This window comes from Pseudomonas sp. TE3899, from assembly GCF_056279105.1.
On the sequence record NZ_JBWBQR010000001.1, the window covers coordinates 1,296,752 to 1,316,112 of the forward strand.

The 19,361-nt window shown below is 61.3% G+C and carries 13 protein-coding genes; 4 read left to right on the forward strand and 9 right to left on the reverse strand.

Going from position 1 to position 19,361, the window contains the following annotated elements; all coding sequences use genetic code 11:
• Positions 1-6: 6 nt before the first annotated feature.
• Complete coding sequence (locus tag ACZ89E_RS05915) at positions 7-1,002, reverse strand: aldo/keto reductase (protein ID WP_476255099.1); 996 nt, start codon at positions 1,000-1,002, stop codon at positions 7-9.
• Between the two features lie 118 nt (positions 1,003-1,120).
• Here ACZ89E_RS05915 and ACZ89E_RS05920 point away from each other — a divergent pair, with 118 nt between their 5' ends.
• Complete coding sequence (locus tag ACZ89E_RS05920) at positions 1,121-2,047, forward strand: LysR family transcriptional regulator (RefSeq protein WP_476255100.1); 927 nt, start codon at positions 1,121-1,123, stop codon at positions 2,045-2,047.
• Here the strand turns inward: ACZ89E_RS05920 and ACZ89E_RS05925 are convergent.
• The 5 genes from ACZ89E_RS05925 to ACZ89E_RS05945 are packed head-to-tail and all read right to left on the reverse strand — an operon-like array spanning position 2,036 to position 9,093.
• The gene (locus ACZ89E_RS05925) at positions 2,036-2,971 is read right to left on the reverse strand and encodes a GNAT family N-acetyltransferase (RefSeq protein WP_476255101.1); all 936 of its coding nucleotides are present in this window, start codon (positions 2,969-2,971) and stop codon (positions 2,036-2,038) included. The two genes, ACZ89E_RS05920 and ACZ89E_RS05925, sit on opposite strands and share 12 nt — an antisense overlap.
• Complete coding sequence (locus ACZ89E_RS05930) at positions 2,968-4,257, reverse strand: phenylacetate--CoA ligase family protein (protein ID WP_476255102.1); 1,290 nt, start codon at positions 4,255-4,257, stop codon at positions 2,968-2,970. The genes ACZ89E_RS05925 and ACZ89E_RS05930 overlap by 4 nt, the downstream gene beginning before the upstream one ends.
• 45 nt (positions 4,258-4,302) lie before the next feature.
• The gene (locus ACZ89E_RS05935) at positions 4,303-6,711 is read right to left on the reverse strand and encodes an acyl-CoA reductase (RefSeq protein WP_476255103.1); all 2,409 of its coding nucleotides are present in this window, start codon (positions 6,709-6,711) and stop codon (positions 4,303-4,305) included.
• Between the two features lies 1 nt (position 6,712).
• A complete protein-coding gene (locus tag ACZ89E_RS05940; protein ID WP_476255104.1) occupies positions 6,713-7,843 on the reverse strand; it encodes a LuxE/PaaK family acyltransferase in 1,131 nt (376 codons plus the stop codon).
• 26 nt (positions 7,844-7,869) lie between these two features.
• The gene (locus ACZ89E_RS05945; protein ID WP_476255105.1) at positions 7,870-9,093 is read right to left on the reverse strand and encodes an MFS transporter; all 1,224 of its coding nucleotides are present in this window, start codon (positions 9,091-9,093) and stop codon (positions 7,870-7,872) included.
• Between the two features lie 573 nt (positions 9,094-9,666).
• Here ACZ89E_RS05945 and ACZ89E_RS05950 point away from each other — a divergent pair.
• Complete coding sequence (locus tag ACZ89E_RS05950; protein WP_149661440.1) at positions 9,667-9,855, forward strand: hypothetical protein; 189 nt, start codon at positions 9,667-9,669, stop codon at positions 9,853-9,855.
• Here ACZ89E_RS05950 and ACZ89E_RS05955 read toward each other — a convergent pair.
• On the reverse strand, positions 9,845-10,246 hold the full coding sequence (locus ACZ89E_RS05955) for a fe2+ zn2+ uptake regulation protein (RefSeq protein ID WP_149661439.1): 402 nt from the start codon (positions 10,244-10,246) through the stop codon (positions 9,845-9,847). The genes ACZ89E_RS05950 and ACZ89E_RS05955 overlap by 11 nt on opposite strands.
• Positions 10,247-10,501: 255 nt before the next feature.
• Here ACZ89E_RS05955 and pvdQ point away from each other — a divergent pair, with 255 nt between their 5' ends.
• Positions 10,502-12,853, forward strand: coding sequence for a bifunctional acylase PvdQ (gene pvdQ / locus ACZ89E_RS05960; RefSeq protein ID WP_476255106.1), 2,352 nt, complete (start codon positions 10,502-10,504; stop codon positions 12,851-12,853).
• 58 nt (positions 12,854-12,911) lie between these two features.
• On the opposite strand, the gene ACZ89E_RS05965 is transcribed toward pvdQ, so the two are convergent.
• Positions 12,912-13,913 carry a FecR family protein gene (locus ACZ89E_RS05965; protein WP_476255107.1) on the reverse strand — a complete coding sequence of 334 codons (1,002 nt, stop codon included), beginning with the start codon at positions 13,911-13,913 and terminating at the stop codon, positions 12,912-12,914.
• Between the two features lie 153 nt (positions 13,914-14,066).
• Here ACZ89E_RS05965 and ACZ89E_RS05970 point away from each other — a divergent pair, with 153 nt between their 5' ends.
• Positions 14,067-14,336: a PepSY domain-containing protein gene (locus tag ACZ89E_RS05970; RefSeq protein WP_149661436.1), complete on the forward strand. Its 270-nt coding sequence runs from the start codon at positions 14,067-14,069 to the stop codon at positions 14,334-14,336.
• Between the two features lie 41 nt (positions 14,337-14,377).
• Here ACZ89E_RS05970 and ACZ89E_RS05975 read toward each other — a convergent pair whose 3' ends face one another.
• Positions 14,378-19,189: a dermonecrotic toxin domain-containing protein gene (locus tag ACZ89E_RS05975; protein WP_476255108.1), complete on the reverse strand. Its 4,812-nt coding sequence runs from the start codon at positions 19,187-19,189 to the stop codon at positions 14,378-14,380.
• Between the last annotated feature and the right edge of the window lie 172 nt (positions 19,190-19,361).

Genomic DNA, 19,361 nt, shown 5'->3' on the forward strand with positions numbered 1-19,361 from the left:
GGCTGTTCAGCGGTCGAGCAACTTCATCACCTCTTCGGGGTAACGCAAGCCGGCGGTGGCCTCGGCCGGGAAGATCGCTTCCAGCGCCTGCAACTCGCTGTTGCTCAGTTTCACCTCCAGTGCCGCCACATTTTCCTCCAGGTATTTACGTTGCTTGGTCCCGGGAATCGGGATCAGGTAGTCGCCTTGCGCCAGGACCCAGGCCAACGCCAGTTGCCCGGCGGTCACGCCCTTATCCGCCGCCAGCGCCTGGACTTGCTGCACCAGCAGCAGGTTTTTCGCGAAATTCTCCCCTTGAAAACGTGGGCTGAAGCGGCGGTAGTCATCCGCGGCAAAGTCGTCCGGGCTTTTGAGCGCGCCGGTCAAAAAACCACGACCGAGCGGGCTGTAGGGCACAAACGCAATGCCAAGACGCTGGCATGCCGCCAGGCAGCCGTTGTCTTCCTGATCGCGGCTCCACAACGAGAATTCACTTTGCAACGCGCTGATCGGATGCACCTTGTGCGCCCGTTCCAGCGTGGCGGCCGAGGCCTCGCTCAAACCCAGGTAACGCACCTTGCCGGCTTGCACCAGGTCGGCCATGGCGCCGACGGTTTCCTCAATGGCCACTTGCGGGTCGATCCGGTGCTGGTAGTACAAGTCCAGGGTGTCGACGCCCAGGCGTTTCAACGTGCCGTCGATCGATTGGCGGATGTACTCGGGGCGGCCATCGACACCCCGCGCGGTCGGGTTGGCCGGGTCGCGCACGATCCCGAACTTGCTGGCCAGGAACACTTGGTCACGCTTGCCGGCAATGGCTTTGCCGATCAGTTCTTCATTGGTGTGCGGGCCGTACATGTCGGCGGTGTCGAGCAGGTTGATCCCCAGTTCCAGCGCCCGGTGCAGGGTGGCGGTGGCTTCGCGGGTGTCGGTGCCGGTGGTGTAGAAATCGGTCATGCCCATGCAGCCCAGACCGATGGCGCTTACCTGTGGTCCGTTCTTGCCCAATTGACGTGTTTGCATGAGATCAGCTCCTTGAATGGTGAGCCGCCATTGTTCACCTCGACACAAAGCAGATAAACCGGCTAAAACTGCTATCACTATTCGCTATTTCTAAATAATCGGCAGGTGCAGCAGAACCATGGACCGTCTCAACGCCATGCGCGTGTTTACCCGGATCGTCGAGTCGGGCGGCTTTGCCAAAGCGGCGGACAGCCTGCAAATGCCCCGGGCCTCGGTGACCATTCTGATCAAGCAACTGGAGGCCCACCTGGGGGTGCAACTGCTGCAGCGCACCACCCGGCAAGTCAGCCTGACCCTAGACGGCGCGGCGTATTACCCGCGATGCGTGCGTTTGCTGGCGGATCTTGAGGAAACCGAAGCGGTGTTTTCCGCCGCCCGGCACAACCCCAAAGGCTTGCTGCGGGTGGACATGCCAGCGGGGATCGGGCGGCTGATCGTGATTCCGGCACTGGCGCAATTCACCGACAGGTACCCGTTGATCGAGCTGGAAATCAGCTTGAACGACCGCACGGTGGACCTGATTCGCGAAGGCGTGGACTGTGTGCTGCGTGGCGGTTCACCGCTGGATGACTCACTGGTGGCGCGGCCGCTGGTCACGCTCGATCAGGTGACCTGCGCCAGCCCCGACTACTTGCGGCGTCACGGCGTACCCCTGAACACCTCGCAGCTGCAAGGTCATCAGATGGTGGAGTATTTCTCCGCGACCACGGGCACGCGCTTCGGGCTGGAGTTTGTGGTCGAGGGGCAGGTGCAACCGGTCAATCTGCCGAAGCGGATTTCGGTCAACAGCGCCGATGGTTACATGGCCGCGTGCGAGGCCGGGTATGGATTGGTCCAGGCTCCGTACTACCACGTGGCGCGGCAATTGGAGGAAGGGCGCCTGTGCGAGGTGCTCAGGGACGCGCCGCCACCGGGCATGCCGTTGACGGCGCTGTACCCGCCACACCGCCAGTTATCCCGGCGGGTGCGGGTGTTTGTCGACTGGCTGGTTGAACTCTGCGCGCAACCTGGCCAGCCTTTTTACCGAGATGATTCAGGCCGCTGAACGATCGGCGTCGGGGTCCGTTGAGCGTTGCAGCGTGTGATGCAGGTGTTGCATGTGCAAGCAGTGCAGGTCCAGCGCGCGTGACCGGGCGCCGCGATGAAACAGGGCGAGCCATCGCGCCTGATCAGGTGCAGGCATCACCCCGGTGAAGACGAAGCCCTTGCTGTTCAAGCGTTCGACATCCTCGGCAAAGCGCGATGACAGGGCCAGCCGGACCGAAATCAGCCAGTTCCAGGGCAATTCCGTCAGCTGATCGAGCAGGCGTTTGTCCAGGCGTTCGATGACAACATCCACCCTCTGGTGATGCTGCTTCATCTGCAGGGGCCGCGACAGGTAGTCCGGCACAAACGGGTCGCTGCCGAACAGCGAACCCAGATGCTGCATGAACCCTCGGCAGCTTGGCGGCCACGCGATGTCGGGCAGCGGGCAGCTGCGCCCGGCGAGCGGATGGACGCCGACGACGACGCTTTCCGGCAAGGCTTCGGCGAAGGGCGACGGCACGTAGTCCGGCAGCAACCCGGTGCAATGGAACCCCAGCGTTTGCGCCATGCGTTGGGTGTAAGGGTGGTGGGTGACCTGTTTGATCAGGACACAACGACCCCCGGCCGCACGGGAGTGTTCCAGCAATTCACGGCCCAGGCGCGTGGCGATGTTCTGTCCGCGCGCCTGCGGGTGGACGACGCTGAGGGCCAGTTCGGCGATGTCGGTCGGGTGCTTGTCCCGGCATAACGCCGCGTGCCCGAGGACCTGCGAGCCGTCCACCGCGAGCATGGATTGCCAGCGCCCGTCGTGGTTGTGCTGGGTGATCAACGTCGGCAGATACACATCCGGCTGCACGTAGTGTTGGCCGTACACCTGTCGAAAAAGCCCGCTGACCGCCGCGGCATCGGAAGGCCGGAAGGGGCGGAAAATCAGCTGACTCATGGCCTGGTCTCCGGCGCGGGCGTGTACTCGCGCAAATCCAGGACACGCAGTTGTTTGCCCGAGCGCGGATGCAACGCCAGGTCAGTAACGGCACAAGGGCGGACCTGGAAATCCAGCAAACCGTCTTTGTTCAGGCTGTCGATGGCGGGGTAGTGGGCCATGAGTGCCAGGCGCAACGCCTGGCTCGGCGCTTCGATGGCGTGGGCGCCGTCTTCGGGGACCCAATGCACGCTCAACAGGTCCTTGTGGCCCACCCGTTCGATCCGCAACTGCCACTGCTCGCTGTGGGTGACGCGCTGGACGATGTGGTGTATCTCGTCGGTCAGCAGCGACATCACCCCCACGCGCACCCGCCGACTGTGGACGCTGCGGCCCTTGAGGGCGAATTTACGCCTTGGCGTACCCGCGGGCTCAAGCCAGCAGGCGCGATCACCGACCGGGTAGCGCAGCAGCGGCATCAACCGGCGATTCAGATTGGTCACCACCAACAGGCCCATACGGTCGCACTCATCAATGATGTCGCCGCTGAACTCGTCGATGATCTCGAGCACGGTGTGCTGGTCGAACACCCGATGTTCACCCAGCGCACAGTCTCGGTCGCTGGCCCCGAGCAGCCCGGCATCGACACTGGCATAACCGATGGAGGCGACGCGGGCATTGGGGAAGACCCTGGCGAAGATCGGCAGTTGGCTGGCAAACACGCTTTCACCGCCGTAGAGCAGGGTGTCGACGCCACTCAACACGTGCCCATGCTCTGCCAGATACGCCGCATATTTGAGCAAATATGCCGGCCCGGCCGCCAGCACATTGATCCGGTGGTCGCCAATCGCCGCTGTCAGCTCCCGGAAATCGACGTTGCCGGCAAAGGGAAACTCGCTGATCGACACCCGCACATGGGTCAGTGACTCGTGGATAAACAGAAAACTGGCGCAAAGGTCCCCGGCAAAAAACAGATTGGCGACCCGGTCGCCATTGTTCAATTGCGACGACAGGCTGTCACCGAAAGCCGTGACCAGGGTTCGCCATTCTTCGTGGGTGTAAACCGTCAATTTACCCTGGCTGGTGGTGCCTCCAGTCTTAAACAGCAGCGCGTTGTCGACCGGCGCCGTCAGCACCGGCCACTGTTTCAAGTCATGGCTGCCTGCCCAATAGTTGTTTGCGTCGATCAAGGGAATATCGTTTGTGGTGAATCCCTGTAACGGTAAGTGTTTGAGGTGCTGATGATAAAAACGCGAATGTTCACGTACGTATTGCACCAGTTGTTCGAGGGTCAATAGTTCTTTCACTGGAATTCCTTTTTCAGGTTTTAATCTACGGTTAATAAATAATATTTATTGTTGTTTGCGTTGGTCGATAACTAACGGGGTCTTGCCGCTGTGGCGGTTTCGTTCAAATTGAGTGGCGGCGCAGGTATTAACTTCAAGGATCAGCAGTGCGCCGACAAGGGCCGTTTCAAGTGCCGGGTCGGACACCAATCGGGCGCGAACCTGTTGCGCCTCGCCCTCGGCATGCACCACCAGGCGCTCGCACCCGTCGGGCCCATGGTCGAGCACCATTTGAATGGGCACGCCTGCGCAGTGGGCCAGGTGTGAAGGCGAAACGAATACGGTACCGACTCGCAACAATTGCCCATGGCGCTCCAGCAATTGGAACCGTGGCGAACTCAGTCCGCAGGGACAGTGCCCAGGCACCCAGCGCCCGGTGTCGCCCACTTCGTAGCGGCGCACGGTCTGACTGTGGCGGGCTCGCGAGGTGAACAGCAGGCGTCCGACCTGACCGTCCTGGGCGGGCATATCCTGTTCCAGGTCAACGATTTCCAGATGCTGGGTATCGCACATCAAGTGAAAGACGCCATCGCTGGTCGCCGCGCAGGCATGGCCCAGGGGGCCGGCGTCCACCGAACCGTAGATCGCCGAGCGAATCGTCGACACGCTGCAGCTTTCCATCAATTGACGACTGGCCAATCCGAGATGCTCGCCAGCGAGAAACACCTTGCGGATACCCCCATAGGCTCGCAGGGTTTTCTGTTCGTTGAGAAACAGCCGGTGCAGGGTGCTCGGCATGCCGAGCAGCACGTTGACGTTTTGCTGCACGATCAATCGGGCGATTTCGCTGAAGTTATCGTCATGCGGCGCGCCCATGGGCAAATGCGTGATGTCCATCAATCGCAGAATCCAGGAGGAACTGGAAAGCCCGCCGTAAAGACTGCCGCCATAGAAGAGGTTCATCACCCGGTCCTGCGCCGGATCAAGCCCGGCGGCGAATAGCCCATCGGCTGCTGCACGCATTTGCCGCTGAAAGTCGCGGTAGCTGAAACCGGCCAGCGCCGGGGTGCCGCTGCTGCCGCCGGAGCGAAAGAACAGTTGCGCCGACGGGGCGATGGGCTGGGCCTGGAAGGCGTGTTTGTCCATGATCGCCAAACCCGTGGTGTCCACGGCGGCGGGCAGTGCGTCGAGGCACGCATGGCTGCTTAGCACATCAGCGGGCAGGCTCACCGAGAGGCGGCGGCTCAGGCGGGCCAGCGCGTACACGCCATCGTGGGGCTCGCCGGCATAGCCGTCGTGGATCGCGCCCGCTGGCGCAATGCGCGTGACGCCGGCGTTGACCAGGGTTCGCACCAACTCCGGTGTGTGTGCCGGCGGGCAAATCAAGGCGCAGCTTTGCAGCACGGTGCGCCAGGGCAGCAGGGTTTCGGCAAGCAGCGCCTGGGGCACCGGTTTGAGCAGCAGGGTCCGAAACAGCGGGGAGGGGGCGAGGGTTTGATGATGCTCCCAGATGACCCGCCAACCCGCTTCGCTCCAGACCTCACCGGTGTGCCCGGCAAAGCATTGTTCCAGGCGCGCCATGGCGCAGCGGATGGTGATTTCCGAGGCTTCCTGGTCGGACGGGACCAGCGCCGGCCAGTGCGCGTTGCGACGTTTGAACGCCTCGGTCAGGCGCATGCCCATGTCGTGCAGGATGGCCGGGTCATCGCTGTCCACCAGCACCCATTGCGGGCTGGAACAGGCTTGTTGATCGAGGCGACAGACTTCGTCCACCAGGGCATCCAGTGCGTCCGGTTGTGCCGCTTCCGGTGACAGATAAGCGAAGCTGATGCGGTGCCCCCAGTCGATCCAGCGACAGCCGATGGGCACTTGGCTGCGAATCGCCTTGAGCGCGGTTTCGCCGCCCCACGCCGCCACGGCATCGGCCCGGGTGCAGAGGCGTGCGATGTCTGCGGTCGTCACGGGCAGCACCGCGATAAAGTCGGCCAGCCGGCCACTGCTGTCACACCGGCCGAGGGCCTCCAGCAGGCGTGCTGTCAGCCCTTGGTCGCTGGAACTGGGGCGCAACCAGTTGACGTTGCCGGCCAGCAGGCTTTCCAGGACCGCACAAAAGGCGAGCATCGGCGCATTGGCCGGCGTGATGTGTACCACCAGCCCCAGCGGGTGCCAGCTTTCGAAGCGCGGTTGCCGGTAGTCGATGCGCCGCAGGGAGCGTGGTTGTACACCCAGTTCGCGCTCCAGTTTGGGATTCAGATGCTCAGGCTGGCAGAAATCGATCAGTGCCAGGCGTTGATCGTCCTCCAGGCCGAAGTCGAGCTCGCCCGTTTGCAGTTGCCGGGCAAAGCGTGCGGCCGAGGCCACGACGGTGTCACTGTCGACAGGGCTCATCAGCAAGCGCGGCAAGGCCTGGTGCAGAGCATTCAGGGCGGTATCGAGGGCAAGGTCGGCGTGCAGTTGGCCGTTGATCAAATACATCTCAAGCCCTCCCGAGCAGTTCGGCGGCGGCCATGGCGCAGCTACGGCCGGGGCTGGTGCCGGCACGTCCATGCAACTGGAACCAGTCAGTGGCCAGGCCGCATCCGCAGGTTGCGCCGGGGTACAAGGTGGCCAGGTCGCTCATGACCACGGCATGGGCCGGGCTCGACGAAATATAAGGTGATACGAAGTTCAGCAGGCCGCTTTGGCCATAGGGCTGGACGCTGAAGTCAGCTGGATTGCGCACGAAAACCTTCGAGTAAACCGGTACATGGAAATGATGATGGGCACATTCGATATAGGGCACCGCGTGCTCGACCGCGCCGTAGCCGTCGCGGCAGCGGGCCGGTTCGATGCCCAGTTGCTGCCCGATCCGTTCATAGAGTCGAGCCCGGGAAATCTCCTGCGCGGCGTGGTTTTTCCAGCCGCCGCCGAGAAACACCAATGACCCGGCAGGCAAATCCAGCGGCGCCAGGCCCGTCGCCTGCATGCGTTGCAGCGTCTGCCAGAGGAACGCCGGAAAACCGAAAATGCGCACGGGGAGCTGTTCTTCGGCGAACGCCTGCAAGGCGCGGATCACGCCGAACAGGTCGAACTCGTGACCATCGCCGGTGCGCCGCAGGGCATAGACGACTCGGTTGGCGGGCGCATAACGACACAGAAATTGATCGGTGTAAGCGGTACCCAGGCGGTTGTCAGGCTCGGGTTCATAGCTGAGCAGCAAATAGTTGCACGGGGTGTCCGGGGTGTCCCAGCCGTACTGCTGGAAAATCCGTGTGACCATGCCTTGGGCGGCGGCCATGCTGCGATCGTCATAGCGCATGCGGCTCTTCTGGCCGGAGGTGCCGGACGAGGTCAGTTCCAGCGCGCCCTCAGCGGTGGGGCTCAATAGCAGCTGTTGTTTGAAAAAACTGGCGAAGATCGGCGGCAGGCGCGACCAGTCCTCCAGGGTGTCCAGAGCCTGGGCATCCAGGCCGTGGCTGTGCAGCCAACGTTCGTAGCCGGGGGTATGGTGGCAATGAAACAGGCTGGTTTCAGCCATGGCGCGATCGAACAAACCCGGCGGTACAGCCTCCAGGTCGTAAGGTTGCACCAGCGCGCACAACGCGTCGGTGTTGGGAAGATGAATCATCGAAATTCCTTTTTTGATTGTTTGATTCAGACGGCGACCGAGGGGTGGCACCGTCGTAGAAATGCGTGCAAAGGCACCAGGCACAGCAGCCCCGCCGTAGCGGCGATCAAGGCGAACGACTCCAGGCTGTCACCGGCCCCGAGCGCCGCAATCAGTGACCCGACGCCGCCCATGATCGAGATGGACAACATGCCGATCATGGCCGACACCAGTCCCTTGCTGTCCTCGCTGGAAAACAGCGCCAAGCGGTACAGCGCGGCATTGCTCATGCCCAGGCCGACGGCGTAGATCGCCAGGCACCCGACCAGTAACCCGGTCGACGCCCCGTAAAAGCCAACGATCAGGAGTGCCGCGAGCCCGGCGCAAAACGGCCAGAGTGCATAGCGCACCAGTTGTGGCAGGGCCGATCCGGTAATCAAGCGGTCGAGCAGCAGGTTGCCGAGAATGACCGCGCCGAACACCGGGATCTGCCAGAGCCCGTAGTGCAGGACTGACAGGCCCTGACCCTGGATTAACAACAACGGCGACAGGCCGATCCAGGCAATCAGCGGCAAGCTCATCAGCCCCAGGGCGACGGACGACAGCACAAACCCCCGGTTGCGCAACAACACGCCGTAGCGGCGCACGGTGGCGCGCACGTCGAAGGGCTTGTCGGTGGCTGCGCCGCCCAAGGTTCGCGGAATGAAGACATACAAGCTGACCCAGACCGCCAGGGCGGCGATGCCGAGCAATAAAAACAGCTCTCGCCACGACAGCCATTGCAATAACAAGCTGCCGAACAAAGGCCCCAGCAGTGGCGAGAGCAGGGCAATGTTCCCCAGCCACGCCATGATCCGCACCGCATCGGCCTCGCAGAACACTTCCTGCAAGGCGGGATAACTGACGGCGATGACAAAGCCCAGGCCCATGCCCTGGATCAGGCGCAAGCCGTTGAATGCTCCGATCCCCTGCACCCAGTACGTCGCGCCACAGGCCAGGGCAAATAGCGCACTGCCGATCAGCAGCAGCGGACGACGCCCGTAGTGATCGGACAGCGGGCCGATCAGCCACTGCAACAGCACACCGCCGGTCAAATACAGGGTGAATGCATACGGGACATATTCAGGACGGGTGTTCAATTGTTCGGTGACGGTCAGCATGGCGGGCATGATCAAATCGCTGGCCATATAGGTCAGTAGTTCGAAAACAGCGACAGCCAGGCAAAAGCCGGTCAGTTGGAAGCGTCTCCGGTTAGTTGATGAAGTGTGCATGATGTCCTTGTCGATACTGTAAAGTTCAAGTTGTAACGCGTGTTGCGTTATATCGAGAGTAATCATCTAACGATATTCGCTCTAGTGCGCGATTGAGACTTATAGTTTCAAGGGTTTGCCATGTATTTCAATTATTCGTAATGAACTAATGAACGGCGCGAGTGTGGATCCTAAGTTTCAAAAAAAGTTGAGAGATTAATAAACGAAAAATGCCCGCAGCAGGGCGGGCATTTGTTCAGGATTGATTAAAAAGAAGTGAATATTTTCTAACGGGTCGAACTAGCGGTGTTGGTAATAACCTGGTCCGCCACGATCATAGTGGTGGTCGCCATGCCAGCCTCCGTGGGGAAAAATGATACAGCCGCTCAGGGACAGGAGAGCGATCAGGGGAATCAGCAGTGTGATTCGACGAAGCATTTCAGAATCCTCATGGTTAGCGCCGCAATGAAGCCAAAACTCTTCATCGGCTGTAACATGAGACTTCGTTTGCGCCTGTTCATCCCCGCCAGAAGGTAGGGGCTTGGCATGCAAGCGGATACAAACCGGATACATTTCAAGTTTCAGGAACCCGCAATGACCCAGTCGCAACGTTTGAAATACTCGATTCTGATCTCCCTGGTCGTCCTGGGGATCATGTTCGGCCTTTCCTATCTGCAAAATGCAGGGATCATCAGCGAGAAGCTGTTCCAGTACATCGCCATCGGCGTGGCCGTGATCGTGGTCATCGTCAATGGCGTGATGCGCCGCAAGGTCAAGCCTTGAGCGAAGCGTGCGAGGCCGATTCGCTGTAGAGAATGGCAATGGCCTGCGGATGCAGGCTATAGCTCTTGTCCGGATTGAGCGTGATCACGCCCTCGCTGCATAGCCGCTTCAACACCTCCCGCACACTCAGGAAGGACAGGGGAATATCCAGGTCCAGCAAATGCGTGTGCACGCCGCGCACGCCCAGGTTGCGTTCGCTTTCGGCGGCGCTGAGCAGGGCGTCGATGACTTTAAGGCGAATCAGGCTGGTTCTCAGGCCAAAGCTCTTGAGCAGTACCCGGATTCGTTCGTTTCCGTGGCGATCGGCTCGTTCAAAGATCCCGGAGCCGTGGCTCATGGAAACGCTCTTTGGCGCATGGCTACCGTCCGTTGGCAGTTGCGAGTTGTACATGCAAAAACTCCTTTTCAGAGCCTGATCAGGAAAAAAATGAGGGTGCTCTCAATCATTAAGACGGACGAGCACGGCAAATCATGAAGACGTTGATGTAGAAAATTTGTCGAGGCCACGTGAGCGCCATGTGATACGGCCGCCGATGATCGTCGCGCCGCCTAAATTCCCTGATGTTTTTTTCGTTCCTAAGGCCAGGCACATTCCGTGTTGTACGCCGGATGTGATTTTTCAGGGCCATGTCCATCAGGAGCGAGCGTGATTATTAGCAGGCAGTTAACCCGGTTGAGTCTTGCAGGTGTGATGCTGGGGTTGAGCCTTGCGGCCAGCGCCCGCAGTGCACCGGAATCTTCGGCCGTGGATATTCGGCGCACCAGTTTCGGCGTGCCGCACATTCGTGCCGAGAACGAACGCGGGCTCGGTTACGGCATCGGCTACGCCTACGCCCAGGACAACCTGTGCCTGATGGCCAACGAGATCGTCACCGTCAACGGCGAGCGCTCGAAGTATTTCGGCCCGGAACAGTTCACCCTCGAAGAACGCGCCAACCTGGCCAGCGACCTGTTTTTCAACTGGCTGAATACGCCCCAGGCGGTGGCCGGTTTCTGGCGGGCACAAACCCCGCAAGTCAAGGAGCTGATCGACGGTTACGTGGCGGGTTACAACCGCTCGCTGGCCGAGCGCCAGGCCCAGGGTTTGCCGGCTCAATGCGAGGGTGACTGGGTTCGCCCGATTGCCGCGCAGGACCTGGTGAAGCTCACGCGGCGCCTGCTGGTCGAAGGCGGGGTCGGGCAGTTTGCCGAAGCACTGGCCGGCGCGACGCCGCCAGCGAGCGTCGCCCAAGCGGCGGCGGGGGCGGGGGCGCAGTCGTTCCTGGCGGCCGCCGAGCGCCAGCAACGCTTTGCCCTGGATCGCGGCAGCAACGCGGTGGCGATTGGCAGCGAACGCTCGTTCAACGGTCGCGGCATGCTGCTGGCCAACCCGCATTTCCCTTGGGTCGGCGGGATGCGCTTCTACCAGATGCACCTGACCATTCCCGGCAAACTGGACGTGATGGGCGCGGCGTTGCCCGGTCTGCCGATGATCAACATCGGGTTCAATCAGCACCTGGCGTGGACCCACACGGTGGATTCGTCCAAGCATTTCACCTTGTATCGCCTGCAACTGGACCCCAAGAATTCCACCCGTTACCTGCTGGATGGCAAGTCGTTGCCGCTGGATAAACAGACGCTGACGGTCAACGTGAAACAGCCGGACGGCCAGGTCAAAGCGGTGTCCCACGTGGTCTACAGCTCAGTGTTCGGCCCCGTGGTGCAGTGGCCGGGCAAGCTCGATTGGGACAATCAGTTCGCCTACAGCCTGCGCGATGCCAACCTGGACAACGATCGCGTCCTGCAGCAGTGGTACGCGATGAATCGCGCCACCAGCCTCAAGGAATTGCAGGCCTCGGTGCACAAGATCCAGGGCATCCCGTGGGTCAACACCCTGGCGGCGGATGATCAGGGGCAGACGCTGTACATGAACCTGTCGGTGGTGCCGAACGTCAATGCTGACAAACTGGCCAAGTGCAGCGATCCGCGCGCCGGGTTGCAGATGATCGTGCTCGATGGTTCCAACAGTGCCTGCGCCTGGGACATCGACCCGAAGGCCGCGCAACAGGGCATTTACGCGGCGGACCAGTTGCCGCAGCTGCTGCGCAAAGACTTTGTGCAGCATTCCAACGATTCCGCCTGGCTGGCCAACCCGGCGCAACCGCTCACCGGTTTCTCGCCACTGATCAGCCAGGACAGCCAGCCGTTGGGGTTGCGCTCGCGTTTTGCCCTGGATCGCCTGGGCTCGCTGGCCAAGGCCGGGCCGGTGGCGGCGGCGGATCTGCAACGGATGGTGATGGATGATCAGGTGTATCTGGTGGCACAGGTCATGCCGGACCTGCTGAACTTCTGTAGCACGGATCTGGGGGCGGATGCCGCGACACTCGCACCGGTGTGCGCCAGCCTGAAGGCGTGGGATGGCCGGGCGAATCTGGACAGCGGGCTGGGCCTGGTGCATTTCAATATCGTCATGGAGTCGTTGCAGCTTTTACCTGACGTCTGGCGTGTGGTCTTCGATCCGAAAGACGCGCAACACACCCCGCGGGGATTGGCTTTCGAACGACCAGACGTTGCCAAAGCCATCCGCGAGGCGATGCTCGCGTCCGTGGAACGGACCGCCCATATGGGACTCAAGCCGGACAGCCGCTGGGGCGACATTCAGGTGGTCAGCAGCGGCGGACAACAAACGTCGATCCACGGCGGGCCGGGCACATTGGGGATCTATAACGCGATCCAGAGCGTCCCGAGAACCGACGGCAAACTGGAAGTGGTCAGCGGCACCAGTTACCTGCAAATCGTGACCTTCGATGACAAAGGTCCGCACGCCCAGGGATTGCTGGCGTTCTCGTTGTCCAGTGACCCGGCATCGAAATACGCCCGGGACCAGACGCAGGCGTTCTCGAAGAAGCAGTTGAGTGTGTTGCCGTTCACCGAGCAGCAGATTAAGGCTGATCCGCAGTATCAGGTGCAGACGCTGCGCGAGTCGGATGAAAAAGCCGGGAAGATAGCGGCGCAATAAACACCGCGCGACAAGTTGTAGCCAACACGAAGGCCGCCTCCCCAAAGGGACGCGGCCTTCAGCTTTTTGGTGCCTGCTGCGGAATCGAATTGAGCACCGGGTTGCCGTTCTCGTTGCGAGTCAGGTACACCGGCAATACCCGGGGCAGGGACGCCACCAGGTTGTTGAGTTCCTTGATGTTGTAGATGCCGCCGATGCGGATCGACGCGGTGCTGTTATCGGCCACCATCACCGGTTTGGCCAGGTAACGGTTGATCAGCGGCAAGGCCTCGCTCAGGGGTAAGTCGTCGAGCACCAGTTTGCCGCTGCGCCAGGCCAGGGCGTTGTCGTTGGCGTAGGTCTGGCTGATCTGCGGCATGTAGTCGCCGTGGCGAAAGCGGGCCTGCATCGCTGGCCCCAGGCGCAAGCCGTCGCCGGCCAGGGCGTCGTTGCTGGTGACCAGCACCGAGCCTTCGATCAGGTTCACCCGCACCTGATCTTCATACAGCCACACGTTGAATTTAGTGCCCGTTACCCGAATCCGGCCTTCGGCGGCCTTGACGATGAAAGGGTGGGTCATGTCGTGGGTGACACTGAAGAACGCTTCACCCTTTTTCAACGTGACCCGACGCTCATCCTTGTAATTGCTGAAGGTCAGTTCACTGCCCAGGTTCAGCTCCACCTGGCTGCCGTCGTTCAGGGTGACATGACGCACCGTGTCACTGGCTTCGAAGTGCTGATAGGCATTGGGCAGCCAGCCGAGGTTCCAGCCGCTGTACGCCGCCAGCGGCAGCGCCAGGGCGCAGACAGCCGCGGTGATGCCGTAGCGGCGCCAGGAGGTGGCACGTTGGTTGGGCAGCAGGGGCTCGGCGGACTCAGGGTGCGGCAAATCGCCCGCGACCTCCCAGATTTCCAGCATGGCTTCGAACTCGAAGGCATGCAGCGGATGAGCGTCGCGCCATTGTTCGAACGCCTGGCGCTCCTCGGCGGTGCAGTCGATGGCGTGCAGACGCATGCACCAGTGCGCAGCGGCATCGGTGATGGCGTCGTATTCGGCTTCCGAGAAGGTGTGTTCGGTCATTGACTCATCCTGATTGGCTGCATTCTAACCTTGCGGGCGAGGTGCCGAGAACATCCGTCATGGCAATTACCCATCAAAGTGGAACTTATTTTCCCCGCTGACGCCCAAAAACCAGGACGCTTGACGCCTACTATCCACAAATGGAGTGAAAAAATGATCAAAAGAACCTTCGCCGCCCTGATTGCCACCGCCTGTCTGTTCAGCGCTGGCGCTGCATTGGCCGATCGCCCGGGCGCAGGCTGGATCACCATCGAGAAGGCCATCGAAACCGCGAAGACCAAGGCCGGTTACGTCGAGGTCTACGAAATCGAAGCCGACAACAACGGTTACTGGAAAGGCGAGGGCCGCAAGGCCGATGGCGTGGTCTACGAGTTCCGCATTGATGGCGCCTCCGGCAACATCCTGCGCGACCAGAAAGACTAAACCTGTCGGGGCACTGTCATCACAGTGCCCCGATCACTGTTTTATGGCGTGCTGGTGTGCAGTTGCCGCCCCAGGTGGGTGATCAGCCAGGTCACCGAATCGGCATTGCCCAGTTGTACCGCCAGCCTCGCCGAGGCATCCCTCATAAATACCTTCCTTGCATCGCTCAAGGTCTTTTGCCCGGTCAGTTTCAAGACATGGGCCAATGGCCGGTCGGTGTACTCGTAGGTCGTATTGCCAAAATCTTCCCAAGTCCCGTCATCGGCATTGAACAAGGTGAACAGTTCCACCAGGGACGACTGCTTCGACAGTGCCTTGCTCTGAAGCGTCTGCAGTGCACTTTTAAGCGATCGGGCGCGGGCGCTTGAGGTTTCGATCAGATCGATAAACGGCCGCGTGGCGTCCAGGTACGCGATGTCTTCGGATTTGTTGACGATATGCGACAGCTCATGGATCAACGTTGCCGCACGGGCATGGGTGCTGATCGGGAACGCCGGGTCGGTCAAATAGTTGCGGTAGTAATCGAACTTGGGAAAAAAGAACTTCTCCGCGAGGTAGATCTTGTTTCGCTGATCCGCTGGAATCGCGAACGCAAAGATATTTTCCGGGTCGTCCATGGCCTTGCCGATGACAAAGCGCCGGGATTTCTCTTGCCTGAGCGACGGCTCCAGCAAGGCCCCGAAGACGTCTTGGACGACTTTCTCAATCGCCGACGCGTGCTCGGGCAACACCGCCGGCACACCCAGAAACTCCTGGATCAGTTGATGGACGGGCGTGGTTTCCGTGGTGCCGGTTTTCAACAGTTGGAGATTGCGCACACTGTTCCAGGCGTAGGTTGTCGCCAGGTCCAGAGCTTCATCGATGACGCGCGCCCGGACCGGAAACAACTGGCGAATGTCCGCCATGCCGTCGGCTTCGACATTCATGCCGTTGCGCAACGTGTCCCAGGTCTTGAACCGCCTGAGCAGGCTGTAGCGCGGTGTCTGGGCGTCCACATCCAGCACCCATTTTTTCTCGGCGTTTTGCAGCGCATAAGGCCCGTCGACATTGTTGCTACGGATGATCCAGCGGTTGCCACGCTTCTGCACCGGGAACACCTTGCCGTCGATGGGCGCGTATTTTTGCGTGCTGGCGGCATCGCTGTAGAGTCCCACTGTGCTGTCCCGCGCCAGTGTGCTCAGGTCGATGTCCGTGCATTCGTGGCGTTGCAAACGGGTGCGCTCGGGGGCCGTGGTGTCGATGCGTTGCCACGCGGTGGTGGTCGCGGCGCCGGTGTCCGGGGCCGAGGGCTCGTCACTCGCCATGGAACTGCGCAACATCGCCAGTTGCGCCATGCCATTGATAAACGCCTTGGCGGCTGAACCCCATTTGTGTGCTTGCAGGGCTTCGGCCGAATCCTTGATGTCACGGTAGCTGTGCCACACGGTGATCGGGTAAGCCAGTTTGCCCGACAGAAAGGTCAACGCCCGGTTCAGGTCTTCGCCCAGGACGTGTTTGATGGTGGTCCATTCGCTGTGGGTATTGGTGTCCGATTGACAGCCCAACAACCTGGCCAGCAAGTGGGCATTGTCACTGAACAACTGTTTGAACAACGACCCTTTGATCGGGTTGGACGCGAGGCTGGCGTTGGCCGATGCGCCGGCCGTGGCGGTCAGTCGGCTCTTGCCCCGGGCCTGATCGGGCGGGGCCAGGCTGTTGAGCACCCAGTGTTGCAACGCGCCGCCGGTTTTCAGCTCGGTCAGCAGGGCGCTTTCGTTTTCATACTCTTTCACCCCGTGCCCGGGGCTGTAGGGCGCCAACAGGATCTGCGGTCCGCGGGCCCCCGTTTTAGGCCCGATCAGATAAACCCCCGGCACTTTGATCGCCGCTTCGTTCCTGGCCCCCAGCAGCTCAAGGGGGCGGATGATGGCGTTGGTACCTTCGACCGCCTCCCGCGCCACGGAGTCGGGCATGTCCATGACCTGCCGAATCAGCTCGAAGCCGCTTTCGCTCAGGCGTTCCTGCAGCTTCTGCGAGTGGGCGTAGTACAACAGTTGCCAGGGCAATTGGCGGCTGAAGCGCTGTTTGCGGGCGGCGACGTCGGCCTGGTTGTCGGCGAAGGCGTGGGTCAGGGCGGTGCGCTGATGCTCGCCAGGCTTGAGCTGGCGTATCAGGTTTTTGATGTAGCTTTCGTTGATCGCCGCCGGCAGCGCCGTGCGGGTCAGCGACACCGGTTTGAAACCGAGGTTGGCCAGGTCTTGCAAGTGAGTCAGGGCAAAGGCCGGCAAGCGTTGCGACAGGGCGGCAGCGGTGGCGCTGGCGTTGATCTGGATCTCGATTGTGTCCGGGTCGATATCGTGCTGGTCGGCCCGCAGCTGCTTGTGCAGCTCATGGTGCGCGGTGCGTTCCAGGGAGCGAATGCCGGACAGGTAATCCTTGTCCTCCTTGACGTTGTTCAGGTACTGCGCCAGCAGTTCGGTGTGCAGTATCTGGTCTTCAAGGGAGGCGTTGGCCAGCCATGCCGGGATTTTTTGCCGGGTGATCAGGGTCTGGGCAATTTCCGTGGCCCGTTGCAGGCCGGTCTTTGGCACGCCCAGGGCGAGCAGGCTCAACAGGTCGGCCCGGTGCTTGGCCGGTAGCGTCGACGCCAGCACGCTCTCGACTGAAGTTTTATCCAGGCGCACGTGGGGCTTTTGCAGGTGTTGGAGAAAATCTTCATGAATCAGTTGCAGCGGCGCCAGGGTGAACGTGCGGCCGGAGGCGCGTTGGCTGCGCTCGAGGTTTTCCAGCAGGGCGGGGCGTTCAAACTCGCTGAGCAAGCGTCGATTGAGCTCGGTCAGCATCGGCGTCAATGAAGCAAAGGTTTCAAACCCCAGGGCCGGGGTCCACAAAATGGCGTGCCCGGAGTGGTCCGGGTCCAGGCCTCCGCGTTCGGTCAGTACAAAGCAACTGGCCAGTTTCAGCAGTTCGTCGGCGTTGTCGGCCTTGAGCGCCAGGCTGAAGGCATCCGGCAGAAAACCGTTCAACGCGGCACGCTGCAGGCGTACAGGCGTGTCAAGCACGGTCTGGATAATGGCTTGCTCTGCGGTGCCCAGGGAGTGCGCCAGGCCGCGCAGTTTCAGTTCACTGCGCAACGCGGTCGACAACGTATGGGCAAACTTGGGTTTGAGCAGTTCCAGCGAGGCGCCCACAGTATCCTGCGCCTGTGCGAGGGTGGTGACAGTGCTGGCGATGATCGGGTGTTTTTCCAGTTGCTGATCCAGCGCGTGCTCGACACTGCCCAACAGGGCCAATTGCTGCTTGGCGGAATCGGCGCGCACCGTGGCCGGCTGCGCACTCCAGCGCAGGTCCGCGCGAGTACTCCAGCGTCCGTTGGCGTCGATGGACAGCAGCCGTTTGTCGAGCAGGGCGCGCACATCCAGCGCACTGTCGAGCAAGGCATGGGGATCAAGCACGCCGGCGCTTTCACGCAAACGACTCAAGGCGTAGGTCAGGTTCTGCAATTGCTTGGCGACCACATCCGCCATCAACTGCGCGAACACCTGGCCGCTGATCGGCGCGCCGACAATCGTCCGGCGTTGAGGCTCCTGGGACAGAAACAAACCACGCTCCTCGAGGGCCAGAAAGTTGAACAGGGTGTCGACATGGCCCTCGGTGTTCATCATGTTCAACAAGGTGTGCTTGATCTGTCCAAGGTCGCCGCTGCTCTCCACGCCGTGTGCCTGGGTGTAGAGAAATGCGCTGGTGGCGCCCGTGCCGATCAACAAGGTCGAGGCCAGTTCGACGTAATGCTTGAGGGGTTCGGTGACGCGGACTTTTTCGACCCGCACCGGATCGCTCGATGCCGGTAAACCGTCGGTCCCGGCCAGGCTCACCGCCATCAGGCGCTGATACTCCAGGGCCGTCAGCACGCCTTGCTGGCGCTTGAGCAGCAGGTCGACGCAATAGGTGTCGCGCAGGCCCTCGGCAAAAAAGTCCAGGCGGGACAGGCCCTGATTCATGGGGCTGTTCCAGAAGCTCTCGATCAGGCTGCGCAGGTGCGGCGTCAGGCTTTGCGCGATTTCCTTCAAGGCCACTTCCCAGGCCTGGTTATCGGCGTTGCTGCTCACCCCATGGGACGGGTGGACAAATATCCGCGCATCGCCCTCCGGCCAGCGGTTGTTCAGGTAGTAATGCAACACCGCCTCGGCCAGTGACAGCGACGATAATCTGCGCTGGAAGGCCTGGCTGTCGACGCCACAGGCGAAGCTGTCCAGGCGGGTTTGTCGCTGGTCCAGCGCCGGGAAATGCCGGGTCAGGGCGTTTTTCAGCACGGTGTCGAGCAGGGTGCGCAGGGTCGGGAATTTGATCAGCTCGGCCAGCATCGTCGCGAGGTTCTGCTGTTGATTACCCTCGATGACGGTTTGTTGATCCTGGAATACCGCGCCGTCAATCGCTTGCGTGGAAACTTTCAGCTGCCTGGCGCCCAGTACGAAGCTGCGCTGCTGGATGGACAGGTAGCGCAGCAACTCCCGTTTGCCGGCGTCCTCGGTCAACCAGCGTTCGAGGGTGGTCTTGAGGTCGCCGCTGTCGGCGAATTTGATCAGGCCTTTCCAGGGCGTATAGAGGGTTGCTTCGCCGTTGCCGGGCTTGGCCATGGAAAAGGCCCCGGCCAGGATGATCGCCTGGCCGGTATCCGGGGTCAGCAGCAACTGATGGACGTGCATTGCCGGCGAGTGGGCCACTCGCGCCGCGTCGGTCGGCAGGTAAACAGCCTTCAGCCACTGGAGGTCATCGATGGTGAAGTTCAGCGCCTTTTCACGATCGCCCGGCTGCTTGGCGTTCGCCGCCAGTTCGGCCTCATTGAAGTAATAGGGGAGCGGGGCAGAGGTCATGGTTTTTCCTCGATGGGGTGGAGGAAAAACGTTAAGGCTGGGGCACGGCGGGTGTGCGGTACATATTGCTGAGGTATTCGAAGTTTCGAGGCTTGACAGGCACCCTGCGCAACAGCGCTTAATCGGCCATGTTTTTTGGGTTGCCGCGCAACCCGTTTCAGCCTGTAGCCCG

Bases quoted from the DNA above. Each gene is read 5' to 3' on its own strand.
- ACZ89E_RS05915 (WP_476255099.1), bottom strand. From the start codon at position 1,002: ATGCAAACACGTCAATTGGGCAAGAACGGACCACAGGTAAGCGCCATC.
- ACZ89E_RS05920 (WP_476255100.1), top strand. From the start codon at position 1,121: ATGGACCGTCTCAACGCCATGCGCGTGTTTACCCGGATCGTCGAGTCG.
- ACZ89E_RS05925 (WP_476255101.1), bottom strand. From the start codon at position 2,971: ATGAGTCAGCTGATTTTCCGCCCCTTCCGGCCTTCCGATGCCGCGGCG.
- ACZ89E_RS05935 (WP_476255103.1), bottom strand. From the start codon at position 6,711: ATGTATTTGATCAACGGCCAACTGCACGCCGACCTTGCCCTCGATACC.
- ACZ89E_RS05940 (WP_476255104.1), bottom strand. From the start codon at position 7,843: ATGATTCATCTTCCCAACACCGACGCGTTGTGCGCGCTGGTGCAACCT.
- ACZ89E_RS05945 (WP_476255105.1), bottom strand. From the start codon at position 9,093: ATGCACACTTCATCAACTAACCGGAGACGCTTCCAACTGACCGGCTTT.
- ACZ89E_RS05950 (WP_149661440.1), top strand. From the start codon at position 9,667: ATGACCCAGTCGCAACGTTTGAAATACTCGATTCTGATCTCCCTGGTC.
- ACZ89E_RS05955 (WP_149661439.1), bottom strand. From the start codon at position 10,246: ATGTACAACTCGCAACTGCCAACGGACGGTAGCCATGCGCCAAAGAGC.
- ACZ89E_RS05965 (WP_476255107.1), bottom strand. From the start codon at position 13,913: ATGACCGAACACACCTTCTCGGAAGCCGAATACGACGCCATCACCGAT.
- ACZ89E_RS05970 (WP_149661436.1), top strand. From the start codon at position 14,067: ATGATCAAAAGAACCTTCGCCGCCCTGATTGCCACCGCCTGTCTGTTC.
- ACZ89E_RS05975 (WP_476255108.1), bottom strand. From the start codon at position 19,189: ATGACCTCTGCCCCGCTCCCCTATTACTTCAATGAGGCCGAACTGGCG.